Source organism: Methylobacterium sp. Leaf118, assembly GCF_920984675.1.
GTDB lineage: Bacteria > Pseudomonadota > Alphaproteobacteria > Rhizobiales > Beijerinckiaceae > Methylobacterium.
The window spans coordinates 14,477-37,266 of record NZ_CAKLBV010000042.1; the positions used below are offsets into that span (position 1 = coordinate 14,477).

The following is a 22,790-nucleotide window of genomic DNA, read 5'->3' on the forward strand; positions in this document are numbered from 1 at the left end:
GGCAGTCGTCCTTGGGAGACGCGCCGCCCTCTGGTCCCAGCCACGCTTGTATCGGGATTCCCCCGCGACGCAACGCGGGGGCACTCCGGCGTTAAGGGATTTTGGGGGGTCGTTGCCTTCGCGCCACTTAACGGCGCAGGGCTTGCCCACAGGATCGCGAAACAAGGTGAATAAGGCGTAACCGTGGCCAGAACCTGGGCTTTTCGGATCGGGACGAGATCCGCGAAAGCCCCCGTTAACCGTGATCCGATCGCCCCGCCGGGGGTCGCGCGGGGCGGAACCGGCGGCCCGAACGGGGCCGCGGCCCGGCCGAACCCACCACGCGAAAACGGCCCGGCCGAGGCGGCCGGGCCGTGATCGAGGCTGGAACAGGACGGCAGCGCCGGCGCGTCGCGCGGGTCGTCGCTGGCCTCGCCCGGGCAAGGGATGCTGGCTCCCGTCAGGGTGCCGATGCGCCCCGGGGCCCGAGAGGCTCGCTTGCTCCGTTCCGGGAGGCGCCGCGCGTCAGCTCGCGCGCTGGCTCAGGGACGCGCCGAGATTGAGCACGTCGTTCCAGGCGGCGAACAGCATCAGCATCAGCACGAAGGCCAGACCGATGCGGAAGCCGATCTCCTGGGCCCGCTCGCTGAGGGGTTTTCCGCGGACCACCTCGAAGGCGTAGAAGAGCAGGTGGCCGCCATCGAGGAGCGGGATCGGGAACAGGTTGAGGAGCCCGATCGAGACGGAGAGCAGGGCGATCAGCCCGATCAGGCCGCCGACGCCGCCGACCCGGGCGACCTCGCCGGAGACCCGGGCGATGCCGATCGGCCCGGACAGCTGGTCGGCGGATTCGCGCCCGGTCACCAGCTTGCCGAGGTAGTCGAAGGTGCGCTCGACCACGAAGTAGGTCTCGTAGGTGCCGAGCCGGAGGGCTTCGTAGGGACCGTAATGCACGAGCTTGGCCGCATCGCCCCGCGGGCCGTTGATGCCGAGCCGGCCGAAGCGGTGGCGGCCGAAGGGCGTGCGGTCCTCGATCCGGTCCGGCACCGCCGTCAGGGTCTTCTCCTCGCCGCCGCGATCGACCGTCACGGCGAGGGAGGAGCCGGCCGCCCCCGAGACGACGCGCTGCATCTCGCCGAAGGTCGCGATGGCCTCGCCGTCGATGGAGCGGATCACGTCGCCGGGCTGGAAGCCGGCCCGCTCGGCGGCGCTGCCGGGCTGCACCGCCTCGACCCGGGCGGGCGTCTCGTAGCGGCCGTTCAGATAGATCGCGCCCGAGAACACCGCGATCGCCAGGATGAAGTTGGCGACGGGCCCTGCGGCGACGATGGCGGCGCGCTTGGCCACCGGCTGGGTCGGGAAGCTGATCGCCCGCTCGTGCGGGTCCATGCGGGCGACCGCCGCCGGATCGGGAACGCTGGCGCCGTTGGCGTCGCCCACGAACTTGACGTAGCCGCCGAGCGGGATCGCCGACAGCTTCCAGCGGGTGCCGCGCCGGTCGGTGAAGCCGAGAAGCTCCGGTCCGAAGCCGATCGAGAAGGCGGTGACGCCGACCCCGCACCAGCGCCCGACCAGGAAGTGCCCCATCTCGTGGACGAAGACCACGATGGTCAGCACGATCAGGAACGGGATCAACGCGCCGAAGAAGCCGGCGGCGTTGCCTCCCATGCTGCCCAGGAAATCCATGCTGCCATCCTCTCGGCCGCAATCACTCAAGCGCCCGCCCTGGCAGGGCGACCGCACGGCCCGCAAGCCGCGGATCGTCGCACGCCGCGGGCTCCGGCGCGAGAGCCTTTCGCCCGGACCGTCCCCGGTCGCGACGTTCCGGTCCCCGACTCACCGCAGCCAAGGTTAATCCGGCGGGCCTCGGACCTACCCCGCCGCGCGGGCCGCCGGCACCGCTTCCAGGCTCCAGGCGCGCACCTCGGCATCGATGGCGAGGGCCTCCTCGACATCCTGCGGCGCCCGGCGGTGGAGGGCGGCGAAGCGCTCGACCGCCCGCTCGACCAGCGCGGCGATGCCGTAGAAGGGGATGGCGCCGCGGATGAAGGCCGCGACGGCGATCTCGTTGGCGGCGTTCATCACCGTGGGGGCGGCCCCGCCATCGGCCAGCGCCGCCCGGGCGACGCGCAGGCAGGGGAAGCGCGTCTCGTCGGCGGGCTCGAAGGTGAGGCTGCCGGTGGCCGCGAGATCCAGCGGGCGGCCGCGGGCGATCTCGAGGCGGTCGCCGAGCCCCAGGCAATGGGCGATCGGCACCCGCATGTCCGGCATGGCGAGCCCCGCCGTCACCGCGCCGTCGCGCCAAGCGATCAGCCCATGCACGATCGATTGCGGATGGACGATCACCGCGAGCCGCGCCGCGTCGATGGCGAAGAGGTGGTGGGCCTCGATCAGCTCCAGCCCCTTGTTCATCAGGGAGGCGGAATCGATGTTGATCTTCATGCCCATCGACCAGGTTGGGTGGGCGGCGGCCTCCGCCGGGCTCGCGGCGGCGATGCGCTCCCGCGTCCAGGTGCGGAACGGGCCGCCGGAGGCGGTGAGCGTCATGGTCGCGATGTCGGCGACGCGCCCGTCGCCCATGGCCTGGGCGAGCGCGTTGTGCTCGGAATCGACCGGCAGGATGCGGGCGCCGTAGCGGCCCGCGTCGCGCATGAAGGCGTCGCCGGCGCAGACGAGGCTTTCCTTGTTGGCGAGCGCGATGGTGCGCCCGAGCCGGAGCGCCGCATGCGTCGGCTTGAGGCCGGCGGCCCCGCTCACCGCGGCGACGACGATGTCGGCCTCGCGGGCCACCGCCTCCAGCACCGCGCTCTCGCCCGCCCCATTCGGGATGCCGGAGCCGGACAGCGCCTCGGCCAAAGCCGGGCCGGCGGCCTCGTCGGCCAGCGCCACGAAATCGGGCTTCATCTCCCGGGCGAGCTTGGCCAGAGCCGCCGCGTCCTTGCCCCCCACCAGGGCGCCGACGCGGAAGCGGCCGGCATGCTGGGCGAGCAGATCGGTGGTGGAGCGGCCGATCGATCCGGTGGCGCCGAGGACGGTGACGGTGAGGCTCACGGCAGAAGTTCCTTGGGGCGGCCGGCGGTCAGGCGGAGAGCCGCAGGGCGGCGAGGCAGAGGCCGGCGAGCAGGGCGACGGCGAAGAAGCCGTCGAGACGGTCCATGACGCCGCCATGGCCGGGGATCGAGCGGCCGGAATCCTTCACGCCGTAGCGGCGCTTGAGCGAGGATTCGACGAGGTCGCCCCCCTGGCTCAGGATCGAGGCGAGGCCGCTGACGAGGGCGACGACGGGGGCGGAGACGGCGGGCAGCGCGTCCCAGCCCTGGCCGCGGGCGACGAGCACCGTCGCGGTCCCGGCCAGGATCCCGGCGGCGAGCCCGCCGAGGGCGCCCGACCAGGTCTTGTTGGGGCTCACCCGCGGCATCAGCTTCGGGCCCCCGACGAGGCGGCCGGTGAAGTAGGCCAGGATGTCGGTGGACCAGACTACCGCGAACATCCAGGCCGGCCCGACGAGGCCGATCGCCGGATCGATCCGCAGGAGCGTCGGCACCAGGGCGACGACGGCGCCGCCAAGGAGGCCCAGCACCGCCTTGCGCCGGATGGGCGCGCGCCCCAGCCCCGCAAGCACGGCGCTGCCGAGGACGAGGACGAGGGCCAGGGCCCAGGCGGGGGCGCCGAGGAGCGCGCCCGCGAGCAGGGCGGCGAGGGTCGTGCCGGTGGCGACGAGGAGCGGCAGCAGCGGCTCGGATCGGGTCATGGCGAGCCATTCGGCGGAGCCGACGATGCCGGCGACGAGCCAGACCAGGGCGAAGGCCCAGCCGCCGACGACCAGCGTGCCGAGCACGGCGGCGCCGAGCACGAGCGCGGAGACGACGCGCAGGCGGAACTCGCGGTTGGCGAAGCGCGCGCGCGCGGGCGGAGCCGCCTCGGGCATGCCCATCAGCCGGCCCGGTCCCCGGCGCCGAGGCCCCCGAAGCGGCGGTCGCGGCGGTGATACTCGGCGAGCGCGGCCCGGAAGGCGGCCTCGTCGAAATCCGGCCAGAGGCCCGGCTCGATCACGTACTCGGCATAGGCGGTCTGCCAGGTCAGAAAGTTCGACAGGCGCTGCTCGCCCGACGTGCGGATCACAAGGTCCGGATCGGGGATGCCGGCGGTGTCGAGGGCCTGCGCGACCGTGGTCAGGTCGATGTCGTCCGGCCGAAGCCGACCGTCGGCGACGGACGACGCGATGCGCCGCACCGCGCGGAGGATTTCCTGGCGGCCGCCGTAATTGAAGGCCACCACCAGCGTCAGGCCGGTATTGGCGCGGGTGCGCTCCTCGGCCTCGGCGAGCAGCCCGGCGATGTCGCGGGAGAGGTCGTCGCGGGCGCCGATCACCCGGACGCGGACATTGCTGGCGTGGAGATCGGCGAGGTCGCCGCGCACGAACAGCTTGAGCAGCCCCATCAGCTCGGCGACCTCGGAGGGCGGCCGCCGCCAGTTCTCGGAGGAGAAGCTGTAGACCGTCAGATACTCGACCCCGAGGGCGATCGCCGCGCGCACGGTCCGGCGCACCGCCTCGACCCCGCGGCGATGCCCCTCGAAGCGCGGCAGGCCGCGGGCGCGGGCCCAGCGCCCGTTGCCGTCCATGATGATGGCGACGTGCCGCGGGGCCGGGCGCGCCGCGCCGTCGGGCCGGGGGGTTGGGCGCGCCGCGCCGTCGGGCGCGATGTCCGCCTCCCCGATCTGCCGGGCGCCCTCCGAGCGAACCAACCGCCTCTCCCCCGTCAGGCCGACATCGTCATGTTGTGGAAAGGGCGAGGCCTTTCGCGGATCCAGGGCGGAGCCCCGGGGAGGCCGGAGCCTCGCCCCGGCGCCTCACCGAAAGGCCTACTCACCGAAAGGCTTGCCCGACCGAAAGGCTTGCCGTTCGGGACGTCCCTGCATTCGATCAGACAGGCGACCTCACACCTGCATGATCTCTTTCTCCTTGGAGGCCAGCACCGAATCCACCTCGGCGATGGCGTCGTCGGTGGCCTTCTGCACATCGCCGGCCTGACGCTTCTCGTCGTCCTGGCTGATGGCGCCGTCCTTCTCGAGCTTCTTGAGGATGTCGAGCCCGTCGCGGCGCACGTGGCGCACGGCGACGCGGGCCTCCTCGGCGTATTTGTGGGCGACCTTGACCATCTCCTTGCGGCGCTGCTCATTCATCTCGGGAATGCGCAGGCGGATGGTCTGTCCCTCCGTCATCGGGTTGAGACCGAGATCGGATTCGCGGATCGCCTTCTCGACGGCGGTGACCATCGAGCGGTCCCAGACGGAGATCGACAGGAGGCGCGGCTCGGGCACGCTGACGGTGGCGACGCCCGCCATCGGCATCATGGAGCCGTAGGCCTCGACATTGATCGGCTCGACCAGGCTCGGCGTCGCGCGTCCCGTGCGCAGCGAGCCCAGATCCTTGCCGAGCGAGGCGATGGCGCCCTGCATGCGACGCTTGATGTCGCCGAGGTCGAAATCCGGTGTGGCCATGGTGCGAAAAGTCCCGACGCGTCCGGGTGGCAGATCGGCGCGCGGGCAGGAGCCCCCGCGCGCAGGTGGGGCTACATGAACGAAAATCCGTGGAGCCGCAAACGGAAGACGCGGCGGGCCCGCCTACGGCACCACGCGGGTCGAGACCGAGGCGCCGGTGAGGATCGCGGTGACCGAACTCGGGGCGTGGACCGAGCCGACCACGATGGTCAGGCGGCTCTCGCGGGCCAGCGCGAAGGCGGCGGTGTCCATCACCTTGAGGTCGCGGGCGATGGCCTCGTCGTGGGTGATGCAGTCGTAGCGGACCGCCTCCGGGTCGCGCTTGGGATCGGCGGAGTAGACGCCGTCGACCTGCGTCGCCTTGAGCACGGCGTCGCAGCGCAATTCCGCCGCGCGCAGCACGGCCGCGGTGTCGGTGGTGAAATAGGGGTTGCCGGTGCCGCCGGCGAGCACGACGACCTGCCCCTTGTCGAGATGGTGCAGGGCCGGCTGGCGGGCATAGGTCTCGCAGATCGTCGGCATCGACACCGCCGACATGGTCCGCGCCTGGACGCCCGCGGCGTTGAGCGCCGTCTCGAGGGCGAGCGAGTTCATCACGGTCGCCATCATGCCGAGGGAATCGCCGGTCGCCCGGTCGATCCAGCCGGCCTGGGAGATGCGCCCCCCGCGGATCAGGTTGCCCCCCCCGACCACCACCGCGATCTGGATGCCCTGCCCGATGGCGCTGCGGATATCCTCGGCGAGCCCGGCCAGCAGCGGCGGGTGCAGCCAATACCCGTCGGGGGCGGCGAGCGCCTCGCCCGAGAGTTTGACCAGGACACGGCGATAGGGCGTCGTCTCCGGCATCGGATCCTCGTCGGCTCGGGGCAGGCAGCGCCGCGGCTTCTAGCAACACGGGGCCCCGAACGTCGAGGGGCGGCGGCATCGCTGCCGCCGCCCCTGAAACAGATCCACCCTGCGAACCGGCCGGCGATCCGCCCTCGTCGCCGGTCGCCCCGCGATGGCGGGTTCGGATCAGCGCGACATGCTCGCGACTTCGGCGGCGAAGTCCGGCGCCTCTTCCTTCTCGATGCCCTCGCCCAGGGCGTAGCGCACGAAGGCCGTGAGCTTGACCTCGGCGCCGGCCTTGCCGGCGGCTTCCTTGAGGACCTGGGAGATGGTCTTGGAGCCGTCATGGACGAACGGCTGCTCCAGGAGGGTGACCTCCTTGTAGTAGCTCTTCAGGCCGCTCTCGACGATCTTGGCCATCACGTGGTCCGGCTTGCCGGCGTTCTTCTCGCGCAGGATGTTGCTCTCGCGCTCGACCACGGCCGTGTCGATGCCCGAGGCGTCGAGCGCCACCGGGTTGGTGGCGGCGACGTGCATGGCGATCTGGCGGCCGAGTGTCGAGAGAACCTCGACGTCGCCCTCGGACTCGAGCGCGACGAGCACGCCGATCTTGCCGAGGCCGTCGCTGATCTGGCCGTGGACGTAGCTCGCGATCACGCCCTTGCCGACTTCCAGCTTGGCGACGCGGCGCAGGGTCATGTTCTCGCCGATGGTGGCGATGAGGTTCGAGAGCTTCTCCTGGACCGTCTCGGTCGCGCCCGGGAAGGGGGTGGCCTGGAGACCCTCGAGGGTGCCGTCGGTGTCGAGCGCGAGCTTGGCGGCCTCGCGGGCGAAGGCCTGGAAGCTGTCGTTGCGGGCGACGAAGTCGGTCTCGGAATTCACCTCGACGATCGCGGCGTGACGGCCGGCGGACTCGACGGCGACGAGGCCTTCCGCGGCGACGCGGCCGGCCTTCTTGGCGGCCTTGGCGAGACCCTTCTTGCGCAGCCAGTCGACCGCGGCCTCGAGGTCGCCGTTCGTCTCGTTGAGCGCGCCCTTGCAATCCATCATGCCGGCGCCGGTCTTTTCGCGAAGCTCCTTCACGAGAGCGGCAGTGATGTTGGCCATGGCGATCCTCTTGAGGTCTTGAAGTGAGTGAGCCCGGCGCTCGTTGAAAGCACCGGGCTTTGCAGGGATGTGACAGGGACGCCGCCGGGGCGGGCCCGGCGGCGGAACGACGACGCGATCAGGCGGCGGCGGCCTCGACGAAGGCGCGGGACTGCTCGATCCAGCCGTCGCGGCCGATGCGGCCGTTGAGCTTCAGGTCGGTGTCGAGCTTGGCCACGTCGTCGGGCTGCATCGCGGCGATCTGCCAGTAGTGCCACACGCCGGCATCGTTGAGCTTCTGCACCAGCTGCGGGCCGACACCGGTGAGCTTCGTCAGGTCGTCGGGCGCGCCGCGGGGCGCGGCGAGCTGCTCGAAATGCTCGGTCGACTCGGCGAGCGCCGCGACATCGGCCGGGGCGATCGCGTCGGAGGCCACCGAGGCCACGACGTCGTCGTTGGCGGGCGGCAGCTCCTCGGCGGTCGGCTCCTCGGAGGCGCCGACATCGATGCCGAGTGCGCCCTGGCCGCGGCCGATGCCCTCGATCGCCGCGCGGGCGATCAGGTCGCAATAGAGCGCGATGGCGCGGCCGGCGTCGTCATTGGCCGGGACGATGTAGGAGATGCCGTCCGGGTTGCAGTTCGTGTCGACGATGGCGGCGACCGGGATGCCGAGGCGCTGGGCCTCCTTGATCGCGAGCTGCTCCTTGTTGGTGTCGATCACGAACAGCAGGTCGGGCACGCCGCCCATGTCCTTGATGCCGCCGAGCGCCTTCTCGAGCTTGTCCTTCTCGCGGGTCAGCATGAGGCGCTCCTTCTTGGTGAGGCCGACGGCCCCGCCCTCGAGCGTCTCGTCGACCTTGCGCAGGCGCTGGATCGAGCCGGAAATGGTCTTCCAGTTGGTCAGCATGCCGCCGAGCCAGCGGGAGTTGACATAGTACTGGGCCGAGCGCTTGGCGGCTTCCGCGATGGAATCGGCCGCCTGGCGCTTGGTGCCGACGAACAGCACGCGGCCACCGCGGGCGACGGTGTCGCTCACCGCCTGCAGCGCGGCGTGGAGCGCCGGCACGGTCTGGGCGAGGTCGATGATGTGGATGTTGTTGCGGGTGCCGAAGATGTAGGGCTGCATCTTCGGGTTCCAGCGGTGCGACTGGTGCCCGAAATGGGCGCCGGCCTCGAGGAGCTGGCGCATGGAAAAGTCGACGGCCATGATCTTTGGTACTCTCCGGTTATACCGCCGCGGAGGGTGCAGCCGGCTGTTCGCCGGCCACCGGGGACGCCTCATTCAGGCATGAGGCCACTCCGCGTGTGGAATGGGCGGGGGCGTTAGCAGAGGTGGGCGGCAAGCGCAAGGCGGGAAACGTTTTCGTCTGCGCCTCCGGGACGCCGCGTGACGATCGGATGAACCGAGCGATGCGCCGTCACAGCTGTGTGCCCGAGGCCCATCTCAGTCCTGCGATCAGCCCTTCACTGTCTGACCTTCTAACCTGTTATCATACTAACCATTTTACAGACAGGTAAAGCCCATTATATTTGATATCAGGCCCGCAGCCAAATGCCATTGCCATTCCGCGCCGCCCTTTGTATACCGAAAGTTGCAGACGATTGAATTTTGGCATCATTCCGATTGAAAAACATAAGTACGAGGGCCAGCAAGGCATGAAACTTAGAGTCGAGCACTATACGGACCCAGAGGGCGTCGCGATTGAATACGGCGTGAGCAAGAAGCCGATTTTTGTCATTCCGTTTCCAAAAGATCGGTTTCATCGTGCTGAAATTGTCGACGCCGGCACGGTTCTTTTCGTCGGCAGCAGGCGTGCACAAGACCGGCGAAATGAGCTCCTTCTGAGCGTCTACGATCTACGTGCCAATCGCTTCTCAAGGCACGCAGAGGTGCCAGACATCAAGCGACTGCACCATCGGCTCTCGCGCGACAGAAATCGGCTGTTCGTCGTGGGCAACGGCCTTTCGATCATCGATCTCCACAGCCTTACTCGCCTCAAGCACTACGAATGCTACAAGGTCGACTCCGACAACGGCCGAGCGGCCTCCTACGCCAATTGGACAGGCGGCTACATGGACGCATCGCAGCAAGGATGGAAACACATCGTTGTCAGACACGACTATTATTTCGGGGAGGTCCGAGACGGCGAGATCCTGCTTGTGCAAGGAATGGAACCTCGCCATCCATCTGCTGAGCCTCCTGAGGTCCAGCAGGCGCTGACCATCGATACCGACTCCGACCAGGTCCATGCGCGCATCCTACGTGACGCCAACGGCAACGGCCCTCTGAGCGGGATCGACCCTCGAGCGGAGCTTGCCTTCATCGACAGCCGGCAAACCGGAGTGTTTCGAGCGTTCGTACCCCTGCCTCCGAACGCAGGCCCCGAAGGAGTCCTGCAGGCTCGAGCCGGTACAACGGAGGCCGCCAAGTCCGGCGAACCCCGCTATGGGCTTTCCGTACACCTTTGGCCGCTTGCCGATGCCGACGCGTCACCCATGACGGTCGTGGTGCGGTCCGAACCTGCTTCGCATTGGAAGCGTGGGCTCGAAATAGGGCACTTCTACGATACGGACGCGACAGTGGCGCGCGACAGAGCCCTGCATATGCTCGACGCTTTGCCGTCGGCTCCGAACTTGCAGGATGAAGCAAGTTGGTCGCTCGCCGCACACGCCTTCATCCACGAGATCATCGAAAGTCCGAGCGATGGAACGATCTGGATATCGTTCGCGGACGATTGCCTGAGAAGCCTGGATCGTAATGGCCGGCTCGGCCCGTTGATCCGGCTCGCAGGAGAGCCGAGCCGAATGTATGGTCCAGGTTTTACGCATGAGGGCGATGGGACCATATCGGTACATCGCTTCATTGAAAGCGGTTCTCTGCCTGGACTTGCGCGCTACCGCTTCGATCCCAGACAGTTCGACGGCGTCGCAGGCCCGATCTCGATCGAGCCCTTGGCACCGGAGACACCCGTGCACCGCTATGAGAAGGCCTTTGCGGCGTTCGTGCGCCGGCAAACACGCAAGCGCTTCACGGTACCTGACTGGACGCGGGAAAGCTGCGCTGCCGCGCTGCAAAAGCAAACGAAACTGCTGCGTAACGGCTTCGGCGACATGGTCCCGGCGAGCACCGAAAGGCTCAACTTCACCTACCGGGTCGGTAGGTCGACCATGGACGAAGCGTCATTCTTCGCCGGCCTCGTCGAACGAAACGTGCCCGTGGTGCATGAACTTCGCGCCCTTTTGAACACCTACCTCGAAGTGCTGGGCGATGGCGGCGAGGGCGTGCAGCCCTGGGAAGACCCGGATAACGGTATCGGTGCCCTCGGCTCCGCACTGCATGCCTTGGCGATCCTCGATCCCGACGCACTCGATGTCGTCCGCGTATATCTGGAGAAGCGTGACGGCGAACACGAAGGCTATTGCTGGGACGCGGTGCTGCCGGCTTATTTCAACCGGCACGGCTGGCAGAATGCCGAGACGGTAAGGTTTGGGATCTATGCGGTGCTCAACCGCTTCTGGGGCGGCGCACATCCATACGACCTCGAAGGGCTGCGCGAAGCCATGGAAAAGCTCACCACGCCGCCAGACGTTGCCGTAACAGTGCGCCGCGAGGCCGACGCTTTTGGCCGCAAGCCGGAGTGGGACTACGACGCAGCAACCTACCGCGCAGCGTTCTGTGCCCTTCTGGACCCAGCCGTCAACTTTGAAGCGGCCGTACTGGACGGCTTGAAAGAATAGTTCGCGCGTCAGCTTGAAAATATGAACAAATTATCGATCCGCCGCTCGCCAAAACATGGGAGCGGCGGCCAGTTCAGTCATGATATGGAGCAGCGTCAGCTCACGCCGCCGACGCCACCGCCGGCGAGATCTGCTTGCGGGCCCGCTTGTCCTCGGTGGTGCCGAGGAAGGCCTGGGCCTCCTCCTTGCGCTCGAAGACGTGGGGGGCGACGCCGCGCTTGGTCAGGGCCTCCTCCATCTTGAGACGCAGGAACGCGCTGGTCGCGTAACGGGTGGTGGTGCCGTAGTAATTCGCCTGGAGGTACTGGATCATCCCGGCATAGTCGTCGAACAGGTTCTCGTTGAGCCGGAATCCGTCGTGGTTGATCACGGCGTTGACCCGCTGGCCGGCCTTGCGGCAGGCCTCGACGATGGTCAGGCGCAATTCGTCCATGTCGCTCTTCACCCGGCAATACCAGCCTTCGAGGTTGATGAAGAGGATGTTGCGCTCGCCGTCGTAGCTGACGCGCGACTTGAGATCGAGGTTCAGCAGATCGGAGAGCAACTCCATCGGCTCATCGCGAAAAATGCGGGCGTCCATCGGCACCGGATTGCGCACCACGGGCGCGAAATCCATGTGGGCGAGGATGTCGCGCTCGACATCGATGCCGGGGGCGACCTCGATCAGCTCGAGCCCCTCGGGCGTCAGCTGGAAGACGCAGCGCTCGGTCACGTAGATCACCGGCTGGGAGCGCTCGACCGCGTAGGGACCGGAGAAGGTGTTCTGCTGGACCTGGGTGACGAACTTGCGGGCCCGTCCCTCCTTGACGATCTTCACCTGCCCGTCCTGGACGGCGATCTCCAGGCCGCCCGCCGTGAAGGTGCCGGCGAAGACGACCGAGCGGGCGTTCTGCGAGATGTTGATGAAGCCGCCGCAGCCGTTGAGCTTGCCGCCGAACTTCGAGGTGTTGACGTTGCCGGCGCCGTCGCACTCGGCCATGCCGAGGCAGGTCATGTCGAGGCCGCCGCCGTCGTAGAAGTCGAACATCTGGTTCTGGTCGATGATGCAGTCGGCATTCGTAGCCGCGCCGAAGCTCGACCCCGAGGCCAGCACGCCGCCGACCGCCCCGGCCTCCGTCGTCAGGGTGATGTAGGGGGTGATTTTTTCTTCGTTCGCGACGGAGGAGATGCCTTCGGGCGCCCCGACGCCGAGGTTGACCACGCCGTTGGGCGGCAGCTCGAAGGCGGCGCGGCGGGCGATGATCTTGCGCTCGTTGAGGGGCATCCGCTTGATGCCGGTGACGGGCACGCGGATCTGCCCGGCGAGGGCGGGGTCGTGCATCACGCCGTAGTTCATGCGGTGCATCTCGGGCTCGGCCAGCACCACGCAATCGACGAGGATGCCGGGCACCCGCACATCCTTCGGCAGCAGGAAGCCGTCATCGACGATGCGCTCGACCTGGGCGATGACGATGCCGCCGTTGTTGCGCGCCGCCATCGCCTGGGCGAGGCAGTCGAGGGTCAGCGCCTCCTTCTCGAAGGAGAGGTTGCCCGACGGGTCGGCCGAGGTGGCGCGGATGAAGGCCACGTCGATCTTGGTGGCGGTGTAGAACAGCCACTCCTCGCCATCGACCTCGACCAGCTTGACGATGTCGTCGGTGGTCAGATCGTTGACCTTGGCGCCGCCGTGGCGCGGATCGACGTAGGTCTTCAGCCCCACCTTGGAGAACAGGCCCGGCTGACCGGCGGCACAGGCGCGGTAGAGCTGCGAGATGACGCCCTGGGGCAGGTTGTAGCCGCGGATCAGGTTATTTTGCGCGGCCTGCGCGACCTTGGGCATGCGCCCGAAATTGGCGGCGATGACCCGCGACAGCAGCCCGTCATGGTGCAGGCGGCCGGTGCCGAGCCCCTTCGAATCGCCCGCGCCCGCCGTCATGATGAGGGTGAGGCCGCGCGGGCTCCCGGTCTCGACGAAGCGCGCCTCCAGGGCCGCGTGCAGCGCCTCGGGGATGCAGCTCTGGACGAAGCCCGTCGTCGTCAGGACATCGTTCTCGCGGATCAGCGCGATCGCTTCCTCGGCCGTGATGACCTTGTTCTTCTTCATCGCGCCCGCCATCCTCGCTTCCTCCGGTGCGGCGGGGCGGTTGTTCCGCCGCTCGCCGTGTCCGCCATCCCGTGATCGAAGACCCGCGGCCCCGGACGATGTCCGGCCCGCATGGTCGATTGAATATTGCATGCATTTGTCACTGCAGTGCATCAAAGAAGTGCGGCACTGCAAGAAACTGCATGTCTTGCTTGACAAGATAGCGCGAAACTGTGCTGGGGCACGCCTGAAAAACTCTTCGTGTCCCCGTGAGAAAAATTGGGCTGCGGCGGGATTCGGCAAGGGCTGGGGCAAGAGCCGGGCAAGGGCTGGGCAAAGGGCCAGGCAACGGGCCAGGCGACGGGCCAGGCGACGGGCCAGGACTGCCGCGCGGGTCCCCTGTCTGTGAGCCGTGTCACGGACGCGCGCGCGCGGTTAGGCTTCGGTTCGGCGGTCATCGCGCGCCTTGATTCGCGACGATCCCCGACGCCCGGGAGGCCGGACCATGCGCGCCCCGACTCTCAGCCCGCCCTCGCCCGCCGCGGCGGGGCCACCGCGCGACCTCGCGCGGCTGCTCGCCGTCAACCCGTTCTTCGCCAGTCTCGGGGCGGAGGCGGTCGCGGCGCTGGCGACCCTGTGCGTGACGCGCCGGCTGGAGGCGGGCCAGACCCTGTTCCACAAGGGCGACCCGGGCGACGCCCTCTACGCGATCCGCCGCGGGCAGGTGCGGATCGTGGCCGAGACGAGGGACGGGCGCAGCACGACCCTCAACTTGCTGGGCCCCGGCGACGTGTTCGGCGAGGTGGCGCTCCTCGATGGCGAGCCCCGCACCGCGACGGCGGTCGCGGCGGAGGCGACCGAATTGTTCGCGATCCTGCGGCGCGACCTCCTCGTCCTGATCGAGCGGCAGCCGGCGATCGCGATCCGGCTCGTCGAGTTCCTGTGCGCCCGCATCCGCTGGCTGAGCCGGCGGGCGGAGGAGGCCGCCTTCCTGCCCCTGGAGCAGCGGCTCCTCCGCCGCCTCGCCGGCCTGTGCGAGGATTACGGCAGCGAGATCGCGGTCTCGCAGGAGGAGCTGGCCCTGTTCGTGGGAGCGGCGCGCGAGAGCGTGAACCGCCAGCTCCAGGCCTGGAAGCGGACGGGGCTGATCGCCCTGGGGCGTGGGCGCATCCGGATTCTCGATCGGGACGAACTGGCCCGACGGGCCCAGGCGGGAGGGTGACATGGGTGGATTTCGCGTCGGATTCGGGGCGCTCCTCGGCGTCGCGGTCGGGGTCGGGGGGACGGCGCAGGCCCAGACCCGCGACGGCTGCCGGGTGAGCCTCTTCACCGACCCGCCGCGGGAGGTGCTCGACTGTCCCGGCGGCCTGACGATCAGTGCCGAGAAGGGCGCGACCTACCGGCTGATCGACGCCAACCGCGACGGGCGCCCGGAGGCGGTCGAGCTCGACGGCAAGGCCCTCCTGATCGAGAGCGCGCCCCGTCGCTCCGGCTTCCAGGTGCGAACGCCCCATGCCGTCGCCTCGGTGCGCGGCACGACCTGGGCGATCGATGCCGGGGCGGGCGCCACCGCCGTCTTCGTCGAGGCGGGCACGGTCGCGGTCGCCCGCCCGGGCGGGCGGGAGACGGCTCTGCTGCGGGCGGGCGACGGGATCGATGTCGGCGCCGAGGGCGGCGCCCTGCCGGCCGTGAAACGCTGGTCGCGGGAGCGGCGCTTGCACCTGCTGGCCCGCTTCGGGCGCTGATGCGCCACGCCCTGACGGCCCTGGCGATCGCGGCCTCGCTGGGGTTCGGGCTCTGGCTGTGCCGGCCGCATCTCGCCGGCGAGGCCTCGCCCCTCGACCGGGCGGAGGCGGTGCTCGCGGATCTGCGCTTCCTGATCGCCGGGCCGCGTCCGGCGCCGGACGATGTGGTGATCGTGGCCATCGACGAGGCCACGGTGGCGCAGGCCGGGGCCTATCCGCTGCCGCGCGCCGTCGTGGCGCGACTGCTGCGCGCCCTGAAGCCGCTCGCGCCGCGGGCGGTCGCCCTCGATGTGCTGTTCCTCGATCCCGGACCGCCCGAGGCCGACGCGGCGCTGGCCGCGGCCCTGGCCGACCTGCCCGCCGTGACGGCCATGGCGGCCTCGTTTCCCCGGGACGGCCCGGAATCGCAGGCCGCCCTCGGCCCCCTGACCGGGCTTCCCGTGGCCGAACGGGTGGCGCGGCCCACCGCTCTCCTGCGCGCGGCGGCGGAATCCGGCCTCGTCAACGTCGCGACCGATCCTGGCGGCACGCCCCGGCACATCCCGCTCCTCGTGGCGGCGGAGGGCGCGCTCCTGCAGAGCCTGCCCCTGCGGGCGGCCGCGCGCGCCACCGGGCACCGGCCGGACCTCGCGGCCGACCGGGTGCGCCTCGGCGGCACCGCCGCGCCGCTCGATCGCGGCGCGGCCCTGGCGCTGCGCTATTACGGGCCGCAGGGCAGTGTGGCCACAGTGAGCGCCGCCCCCCTGCTGGCCGGCGCGGCGGACGCGCGGCTGCGCGGCAAGGTGGTCGTCGTCGGCGCCACCGCCCTCGGCAGCGGCGACCGGTTCGGCTCGCCGTTCGATCCGGTCCTGCCCGGCGTCGAGGTGCTGGCGACCGGGCTCGCGCATCTCCTGCATGGCGATGCCCTGCGGCGCGATTCCACGATCCGCCGGACGGATGCGACGGTCACCCTGGCTTTGCCGGTCCTGATGCTGCTCGCCCTGGCCCTTCCGCGGGTCGGCCTCGGCCTCGCTCTGGCCGCCCTGCCGCTCGCGGGCTTCCTCGCCGCTGCAACGATCCTGTTCGCCCACGGAATCTGGCTGTCGATGGCCCTGCCGCTCGCGGCGCTCGCGCCCCTCGCGCCGGCTCTGGCGGCCCGGCTCCTGCTCGACCGGATGCGGGAGCGACGGCTGGCGGCGGCGCGGGACGATCTCCTGGCCTTCCTGCCGCCCGCCGTGGCCGGGCGGCTCGCGGCCGATCCGGGTTTTCTCGCCGTTCCGGTGGAGCGGGAGGCCTGCGTGCTGTTCCTCGACCTGTCGGGCTTCACCGCGGCGAGCGAGGGGCTCGGGCCGGCCCGGACGAGGGCGATGCTGAAGCAGATGCACGAGCGCGTCGAGGCCGCGGTGACCGAGCGCGGCGGCGCGGTGACGAGCTTCATGGGCGACGGCGCGATGGCCCTGTTCGGCCTGCCCGACGCTCGCCCCGACGATGCCGACCGGGCGATCGCCGCCGCGATGGCGCTGGCCGACGGCCTCGCCACCTGGCTGCGGGCGCAGCCGGGCCTGGCGCCCGCGGGCGTGCGGGTCGGCGCCCATGCCGGGCCACTGGTGCTGTCGCGCCTGGGCGGCGCTCGCAACCAGCACATCACCGCGACCGGCGACACCGTGAACACGGCCAGCCGCCTGCTCGATATCGCCAAGACCGAGGGCGTGCCGATGGTCCTCTCCGCCGCCCTGTTCGCGGCACGGCGCGAGGCCGCGCCCCTGCCGCGCCCCGCCCGTCCCAAGCGCGTGCCGATCCGCGGCCGGCAGGCCCCCCTCGACGTGCTCCTGATCGCGGCCGTCGGCCCGTCCGCGCCTGTGTGACCTGGATCACGGAAGAGGCGCGCTCCGGGGGCCATGGTCTCTCTCACGGACCCGGCCATCGGGCACCGGCGAGCACAGGAGGCGATCATGGCGACGATCAACGGCGACCAGAACTGGTTCTTCAGGGACGACGAGCTGACCGGCACCAGCGCCCGGGACTACATCTACGGCCTGGAGGGCAAGGATCGCCTGTTCGGCCTGGGCGACAGAGATCACCTCTACGGCGGCAACGGCGACGACCGGCTCTACGGCGGCGCCGGCAACGACACCCTCGACGGCGGCAACCACAACGACGTGTTGTTCGGCGACGGGGGCAACGACACCCTGCTCGGCGGCTGGGGCGACGACCGCATGTATGGCGGTGCCGACAACGACACCTTCCGCGACCTCAACGGCAACGACCGGATGGACGGCGGCACCGGAATCGACACCGTCGATTACTCGGAGTTCTACGGGCAGGTGATCGCGAACCTGGCCAACGGCACCGCCCGGCAGGAGGAGGCGATCTACCGGGTCAATTCCGGCATGGAGTTCCACTCCATCGGCACCGACACCCTGGTCTCGATCGAGAACATCAAGGGCGGCCTGTTCGACGACCGCCTCACCGGATCGAGCGCGAACAACCGGATCGAGGGCGGCGCCGGCAACGACACTCTGAACGGGGCGGGCGGCCACGACCTGATCATGGGCGGATTGGGCCGCGACGTGATGACCGGCGGCACCGGCAACGACACCTTCCTGTTCAACACCCAGACCACCGGCAGCAACACGAGCGTCGATCAGATCACCGATTTCCGCCCCGTCGACGACGTGATCCACCTCGACGACGCGATCTTCACCGCCCTGGAGCGGGGGGAGCTCGCTGCGGACGCCTTCAAGATCGTCGAGACCGCGAGGCCAACCGGCCTCGACGCCGACGACCGCATCATCGTCTCGGCCTGGAACGGCATCGTCTACTACGACGCCGACGGCTCGGGCTCGCAGGCCGCCGTGGCGGTGGTCGATCTCGATATCGGGCAGCCCGGCGTGCTGAACAGCCTGTCGGCCGCCGACTTCTTCGTGGTGTAGAACATGCCAGGGCCGGGGCTGCTTCGCGGTCCCCGGCCTTGTCGCTCCCGCAGTGCGGGATTACGAGAGCCGCGAGGCCCGGAGGTCCCGGGCCAGCACTCTGTTGGAACCCCCGGAGACCCACCATGGGCTTTCTCGCCGACGCCCTCTCCCGCGTAAAGCCGTCCGCGACCATCGCGATGACGCAGAAGGCGCGGGAGCTGAAAGCCTCGGGCGTCGACGTGATCAGCCTCTCCGTCGGCGAGCCGGATTTCGATACGCCCGACCACATCAAGGAGGCGGCGATCGAGGCGATCCGCCGCGGCGAGACCAAGTACCCGCCCGTCTCCGGCATCGTGCCGCTGCGCGAGGCGATCGTGAAGAAGTTCAAGCGCGAGAACGGGCTCGACTACAAGGTCTCGCAGACCATCGTCGGCACCGGCGGCAAGCACGTCATCTACAACGCCCTGCTCGCCACCCTGAACCCGGGCGACGAGGTCATCGTCCCGCGCCCCTACTGGGTGTCCTACCCGGAGATGGTGGTGCTGTGCGGCGGCACGCCGGTCTTCGTCGAGACCGACATGGCCCACGACTTCAAGCTCCAGGCGGCGGACCTCGAGCGGGCGATCACCCCGAAGACCAAGTGGATCATCCTCAACTCGCCCTCGAACCCCTCGGGCGCGGCCTATACCCGCGACGAGCTGAGGGCGGTCACCGACGTGCTGATGCGCCATCCCCATGTCTGGGTGCTCACCGACGACATGTACGAGCACCTGACCTACGGCGACTTCGCGTTCGTCACCCCGGCCCAGGTCGAGCCCGGCCTCTACGAGCGCACGCTCACCATGAACGGCGTCTCCAAGGCCTATGCGATGACCGGCTGGCGCATCGGCTACGCCGCGGGCCCGGAGCCCCTCATCAAGGCGATGGATTTCGTCCAGGGCCAGCAGACCTCGGGCGCCTCCTCGATCTCGCAATGGGCCGCGGTGGCCGCGCTCGACGGCACGCAGGAGCACCTCGCCCGCTTCAAGGCGGCCTTCCAGGAGCGGCGCGACCTCGTGGTCTCGATGCTCAACCAGTCGAACGGCCTGAAATGCCCGACGCCGGAGGGCGCCTTCTACGTCTACCCGTCCTGTGCCGAGCTGATCGGCCGCAGGACCGAGAGCGGCAAGACGATCGAGACCGACGAGGATTTCGTGACCGAACTCCTCCAGGCCGAGGGCGTCGCCGCGGTCCACGGCTCGGCCTTCGGCTTGGGTCCCAACCTGCGCATCTCCTACGCCACCTCCAACAAGACCCTGGAAGAGGCCTGCCGCCGCATCCAGCGCTTCTGCGGCGCTCTGCGGTAGCTCCGGGAGGCTCCACAGAGCCCCCCACCGAGCCCCCACCGAGCCCCCCATGGCGAAACGCCGCCGCGGCGACGGTTGCCCGCGGCGGCGCCACCCTCTACATCGGCCCTCCCCGTGGCCGATGCGCCCGATGGTTTCGCGAGCCCTCTCGGGCCGGCGTGGCGGCGGGGCCGGTAGTGACGGGGCGGTGCGGACCAGTTCTCTGCGCCATTCCTGTGAGGCTCAGTGGGCCGAGTCGCTGCAGGCGTGTCGGGAGCGCGGGGAACAGGAACCGCGACCTCGGCGCATGGCCCACCTGTCTTGCTGGCCTCGCCGGCCTGTCTTGGTCCCCCAGTCTTGGCCCCCACTCTTGGCTCCTTGCCGGCCGCGACGGCCTGCATGCATCGGCCGTCCGGCGGGCCTGGGCTGGGCTGGGCTGGGCTGGGCTGGGCTGGGCTGGGCTGGGCTGGGCTGGGCTGGGCTGGGCTGGGCTGGGCGAAGGGTGACGGACGGGTCAAAGAAATCCGGACAATTCGAGGCGTTTTCTGAAAGGAACCGAGGGGCCTCCCCGGATAGCCTGTCGGAGGAACGTCCCGAGAGACCGCACCCGTCATGGCCCGCCCCGCCCACCGCATCGCCGCCCGCCAGTACCTGCCGGAAAGCAAGCTGGAAGACCTGGTGAATTCGCTCCGCCGCCTCGCCAACCACCGCGGCCTGGTGCGCAAGGAGATCACCAGCCCGATGCTGCTGCGCCTCCTGCCGGGCCCGCGGCGCGGGGATCCGTTCGCCTACGAGAGCGACCTGCGCCGGCGCCTCGTCGAGGCCGATCTCGACCTGGACCGGATCACCTACCTCCTGTCCCATGTCGAGCAGGAGATCGGCGTCGCCCACGCCCGGCTCGCCGGCTGACCCGCCTTACGGCGTCCCCCCGGCAGGGAACGGCGCGAGCCGGACGGTCTCGACCTCGACGGGCCGACCCCGCACGGTCGTGACCGCGATGCGCACCCGCAGGGGACGCCAGCGCGGGCCCTCCTCCTGGGCCGGCGGGGCGGCCTCCGCGCCGGGCTCCCCCGGCAGGGCGGGCAGCGGCAAATCGAGGCTCTCGAGGGCGATGCGCCAGCGCCGTCCGTCGGTGACGCCCTCCCGCGCGCCGGCGGCGACCGCGGCCGGGGTCAGGGGCTCCGCCAGCAGGGAGCGGGCGAGCCGCTCCGCCGCGCTGCGGTCCTCGATCGCCGCCCAGCCCACCCGCGACTGAATCAGCCCGCGCTGCACGACGAGGCTGATCGCGGCCACGACCGCGAAGGCGACGAGCGCCTCGATCAGCGTGAAGCCGTCGCGCGCCCGGGTCCGCCCTGCGGTCATGGGGGGCGCGCCTATTCCTTGCCGATCATGCCGGGGCCGCGCTGGCCGTCGGCGCCGAGCGAGACGATGGCGTAGGGGCCCGCCTTGCCCGGCGCGCGGTACTCGTAGGGGCGGCCCCAGGGGTCGGCGGGCACGTTCGCCTGCTTCAGATAGGGCCCGCTCCAGGCCTCCGCCGCGGGCGGGCGCCGCACCAGGGCGTCGAGGCCCTCGCTGGTGGAGGGATAGCGGCCGTTGTCGAGGAAGTAGAGGTCCAGGGCCGAGGAGAAGGACTCGATCTGGAGCCGGGCGGTCTTTTCGCGAGAACTGCCGAGATAGCCGAGCACGCGGGGACCGGCGAGCCCCATGACGAGGCCGAGGATCACGAGCACGACGAGGAGCTCGACCAGGGTGAAGCCGCCGCGGGGGTCGCGGGGGCCGGACCGGTCGCGGCGGAGGACGGCGGGAAAGCGGGACATGGACGGACCTTGAGACCTCTCACATCAGCATGTCGTTGATGCTCATCAGCGCGGTCATCACCGAGATGATCAGCCACGCGATCAGCACGCTCACCAGAACCATCACCGCCGGACCGACCACGGCGATGACTCGGCCGAGGGCCGCGTCGAGCTTGACCTCGTAGAACACGGCGACGCGGCTTGCACTGTCGGCGAGGTCGCCCGCCTCCTCGCCGACGCGCAGCATCTGCACCACGTGGCGCGGAAACAGCTTGCCCCGGGACAGCGCCTCGGACAGGCGCCGGCCCTGGCGCACCTCGGCGGTCACCCGGTCGATCTCGGCGGCGGCCCCCGGCAGGCGGACCACGCCGCGCAGGAGGCGCAGGCCCGTGGAGATGTCGACTCCGTTGCGCACCAGGATGGCGAGGGTGCGGCAGAAGGTGACGGTGAGTTCGTGCGCCAGCACCGTTCGGGTGACCGGCAGGGCCGCGATCAGGCGTAGCCAGAGGCCGCGCTCGCGCCCGAAACGGTTCACCAGCATGGCCGCCCCGAGGGCCGCGGCCATGCCGATCACCACCGCGTCGAGGTTGCGGTTGAGGAAGGCCGACATGTTGAACACCACGAGCGCGCTCGGGTCGATCCGCTCGCGGAACCCCTGCAGCGCCACCTCGAATTTCGGGATCAGGTAGATCATCACGAAGAACAGCACCGCCACCGCGGCGGCGACGAGGAAGAGCGGGTAGGCGATCGCCGAGACGAAGCGCTTCCTCAGCCGCTCGCCCCGCTGGCGCTCGGTGGCGAGCGCGGTGAGCGCCTCCTCCAGGCGGCCCGCGGTCTCGGCGACCTCGACCATCTTCACGTAGATCGGCGGGAACAGGCGCGGATGCTCGGCCAGCGCTTGGGACAGGCTCTTGCCGTGCGAGAGGGCCGCGTGGAGTTCGCGCAGCACCGCCACGAGCCAGCGCTTGCTCTCCATCTGGACGAGGATCGCCAGCGCCTCGTTGAGGGCCACGCCGCCCTTGAGCAGCATGGCGAGATCGAGCGTCAGGGCGGTGATCTCGTCCGGGCGCGGCTCCGGCGTCAGGAGATCGCGCCAGGCGCGCCCCGCCGCCGCGGGCCGGAGCGTCGCCGCGATCGGGGTCCAGCCGCTGCGGTCGAGCTGGGCCATCACCTCGGCACGGGTCTCGGCCTCCATCGTGCCCGAGAGGAGCTTTCCGGACGCGTCGAGGGCCTGGTACTCGAACGCGGGCATCAGGCGAAGAGGGCCGCGAGCCAGCCGAGCACCAGGGCGGGCGCCAGCACCGCGCCGAAGGCCAGCCGCGCCTCGATGGTCTCGACGCCGGGGACCGCGAGCGCGCGGCGTCCGAGCAGCAGGACGATGCCGACGAGGCTCGCCCCGAGCAGGCACCACGCGAAGCCGCCCGTCCCGACCAGGATCCCGCCGGCGGCGGCGAGCTTCACGTCGCCGAGCCCGATCCCGTCCTGTCCGCGGCGGCGATAATAGATCTCCCGCAGCACCCACAGGGCGCCGCCGCACAGGAGCGCGTCGAGGCCGAGCAGGGCGAAGGTGGAGGGCAGGCCCTCGCCCGCCTCGCCGGCCGCCGCCACCCGCCACGCCACCCCGACCAGTGCCAGAGCCAGCGTCGCGCTGTCGGGGATGGTGAAGTCGGTCAGGTCCTGCCAGGCGATGCGCCCGGCGAGCAGGACGAGGGCGAGGGCGGCGGGGGCGAGCCCCGCCGGGCCGGTGCCGAGGAGCAGGGGAGCGAGCGAACCGAGGCCCGCCACGATCAGGCAGGCCGGACCGTGATCGTCCGCGGTGACGGGCCGGGCCATGG

20 protein-coding genes are annotated in these 22,790 nt (G+C 70.2%); 7 read left to right on the top strand and 13 right to left on the bottom strand.

All coding sequences use genetic code 11. The features are described from left to right. Nucleotides 1-504: 504 nt before the first annotated feature. The 8 genes from rseP to LW587_RS16625 form a co-directional block, all read right to left on the bottom strand. Nucleotides 505-1,665 carry an RIP metalloprotease RseP gene (gene rseP, locus LW587_RS16590; protein ID WP_232630703.1) on the bottom strand — a complete coding sequence of 387 codons (1,161 nt, stop codon included), beginning with the start codon at nucleotides 1,663-1,665 and terminating at the stop codon, nucleotides 505-507. A 186-nt stretch (nucleotides 1,666-1,851) separates the two neighbouring features. Beyond that, complete coding sequence (gene dxr / locus LW587_RS16595) at nucleotides 1,852-3,030, bottom strand: 1-deoxy-D-xylulose-5-phosphate reductoisomerase (protein ID WP_232630704.1); 1,179 nt, start codon at nucleotides 3,028-3,030, stop codon at nucleotides 1,852-1,854. Between the two features lie 28 nt (nucleotides 3,031-3,058). Next, a complete protein-coding gene (locus LW587_RS16600) occupies nucleotides 3,059-3,913 on the bottom strand; it encodes a phosphatidate cytidylyltransferase (protein WP_232630705.1) in 855 nt (284 codons plus the stop codon). Next, the gene (locus tag LW587_RS16605; protein WP_232630706.1) at nucleotides 3,913-4,725 is read right to left on the bottom strand and encodes an isoprenyl transferase; all 813 of its coding nucleotides are present in this window, start codon (nucleotides 4,723-4,725) and stop codon (nucleotides 3,913-3,915) included. Before LW587_RS16605 ends, LW587_RS16600 begins: the two co-directional genes overlap by 1 nt. A 192-nt stretch (nucleotides 4,726-4,917) precedes the next feature. Continuing rightward, nucleotides 4,918-5,481 carry a ribosome recycling factor gene (gene frr, locus LW587_RS16610; RefSeq protein WP_232630707.1) on the bottom strand — a complete coding sequence of 188 codons (564 nt, stop codon included), beginning with the start codon at nucleotides 5,479-5,481 and terminating at the stop codon, nucleotides 4,918-4,920. Nucleotides 5,482-5,604: 123 nt separating this feature from the next. Further along, nucleotides 5,605-6,327, bottom strand: a complete 723-nt coding sequence (gene pyrH / locus LW587_RS16615) for a UMP kinase (RefSeq protein WP_232630708.1) — start codon at nucleotides 6,325-6,327, stop codon at nucleotides 5,605-5,607. Between the two features lie 168 nt (nucleotides 6,328-6,495). Further along, nucleotides 6,496-7,416, bottom strand: a complete 921-nt coding sequence (gene tsf, locus LW587_RS16620) for a translation elongation factor Ts (RefSeq protein ID WP_232630709.1) — start codon at nucleotides 7,414-7,416, stop codon at nucleotides 6,496-6,498. Between the two features lie 118 nt (nucleotides 7,417-7,534). Beyond that, nucleotides 7,535-8,602 carry a 30S ribosomal protein S2 gene (locus tag LW587_RS16625; protein WP_232630710.1) on the bottom strand — a complete coding sequence of 356 codons (1,068 nt, stop codon included), beginning with the start codon at nucleotides 8,600-8,602 and terminating at the stop codon, nucleotides 7,535-7,537. 395 nt (nucleotides 8,603-8,997) lie between these two features. On the opposite strand from LW587_RS16625, the gene LW587_RS16630 reads away from it, so the two are divergent. After that, complete coding sequence (locus LW587_RS16630) at nucleotides 8,998-11,133, top strand: hypothetical protein (RefSeq protein ID WP_232630711.1); 2,136 nt, start codon at nucleotides 8,998-9,000, stop codon at nucleotides 11,131-11,133. 100 nt (nucleotides 11,134-11,233) lie between these two features. Here LW587_RS16630 and LW587_RS16635 read toward each other — a convergent pair whose 3' ends face one another. Then, nucleotides 11,234-13,216, bottom strand: coding sequence for an acyl CoA:acetate/3-ketoacid CoA transferase (locus LW587_RS16635; protein WP_232630712.1), 1,983 nt, complete (start codon nucleotides 13,214-13,216; stop codon nucleotides 11,234-11,236). 484 nt (nucleotides 13,217-13,700) lie between these two features. Between LW587_RS16635 and LW587_RS16640 the strand changes: the two genes are divergently transcribed. The 6 genes from LW587_RS16640 (at nucleotide 13,701) to LW587_RS16665 (ending at nucleotide 20,068) form a co-directional block, all read left to right on the top strand. After that, nucleotides 13,701-14,417 carry a Crp/Fnr family transcriptional regulator gene (locus tag LW587_RS16640; protein ID WP_232630713.1) on the top strand — a complete coding sequence of 239 codons (717 nt, stop codon included), beginning with the start codon at nucleotides 13,701-13,703 and terminating at the stop codon, nucleotides 14,415-14,417. Nucleotide 14,418: 1 nt separating this feature from the next. Next, nucleotides 14,419-14,940, top strand: a complete 522-nt coding sequence (locus tag LW587_RS16645; protein ID WP_232630714.1) for a FecR domain-containing protein — start codon at nucleotides 14,419-14,421, stop codon at nucleotides 14,938-14,940. Continuing rightward, the gene (locus LW587_RS16650; RefSeq protein WP_232630715.1) at nucleotides 14,940-16,784 is read left to right on the top strand and encodes a CHASE2 domain-containing protein; all 1,845 of its coding nucleotides are present in this window, start codon (nucleotides 14,940-14,942) and stop codon (nucleotides 16,782-16,784) included. Before LW587_RS16645 ends, LW587_RS16650 begins: the two co-directional genes overlap by 1 nt. An 87-nt stretch (nucleotides 16,785-16,871) precedes the next feature. Further along, nucleotides 16,872-17,852, top strand: a complete 981-nt coding sequence (locus LW587_RS16655; protein ID WP_232630716.1) for a calcium-binding protein — start codon at nucleotides 16,872-16,874, stop codon at nucleotides 17,850-17,852. Between the two features lie 125 nt (nucleotides 17,853-17,977). Next, a complete protein-coding gene (locus LW587_RS16660; RefSeq protein WP_232630717.1) occupies nucleotides 17,978-19,180 on the top strand; it encodes a pyridoxal phosphate-dependent aminotransferase in 1,203 nt (400 codons plus the stop codon). Between the two features lie 591 nt (nucleotides 19,181-19,771). Continuing rightward, a complete protein-coding gene (locus LW587_RS16665; RefSeq protein WP_232630718.1) occupies nucleotides 19,772-20,068 on the top strand; it encodes a hypothetical protein in 297 nt (98 codons plus the stop codon). A gap of 6 nt (nucleotides 20,069-20,074) precedes the next feature. On the opposite strand, the gene LW587_RS16670 is transcribed toward LW587_RS16665, so the two are convergent. The 4 genes from LW587_RS16670 to LW587_RS16685 are packed head-to-tail and all read right to left on the bottom strand — an operon-like array spanning nucleotide 20,075 to nucleotide 22,788. Beyond that, nucleotides 20,075-20,521 (bottom strand): prepilin-type N-terminal cleavage/methylation domain-containing protein, encoded by a 447-nt coding sequence (locus LW587_RS16670; protein WP_232630719.1) that lies wholly within the window; start codon nucleotides 20,519-20,521, stop codon nucleotides 20,075-20,077. Between the two features lie 11 nt (nucleotides 20,522-20,532). Further along, nucleotides 20,533-20,976, bottom strand: coding sequence for a type II secretion system major pseudopilin GspG (gene gspG / locus LW587_RS16675; RefSeq protein WP_232630720.1), 444 nt, complete (start codon nucleotides 20,974-20,976; stop codon nucleotides 20,533-20,535). Between the two features lie 19 nt (nucleotides 20,977-20,995). Then, entirely contained in the window at nucleotides 20,996-22,207 is a 1,212-nt protein-coding gene (locus LW587_RS16680) for a type II secretion system F family protein (protein ID WP_232630721.1), read from the bottom strand. Next, nucleotides 22,207-22,788: a prepilin peptidase gene (locus LW587_RS16685; RefSeq protein ID WP_232630722.1), complete on the bottom strand. Its 582-nt coding sequence runs from the start codon at nucleotides 22,786-22,788 to the stop codon at nucleotides 22,207-22,209. Before LW587_RS16685 ends, LW587_RS16680 begins: the two co-directional genes overlap by 1 nt. Nucleotides 22,789-22,790 lie beyond the last annotated feature (2 nt).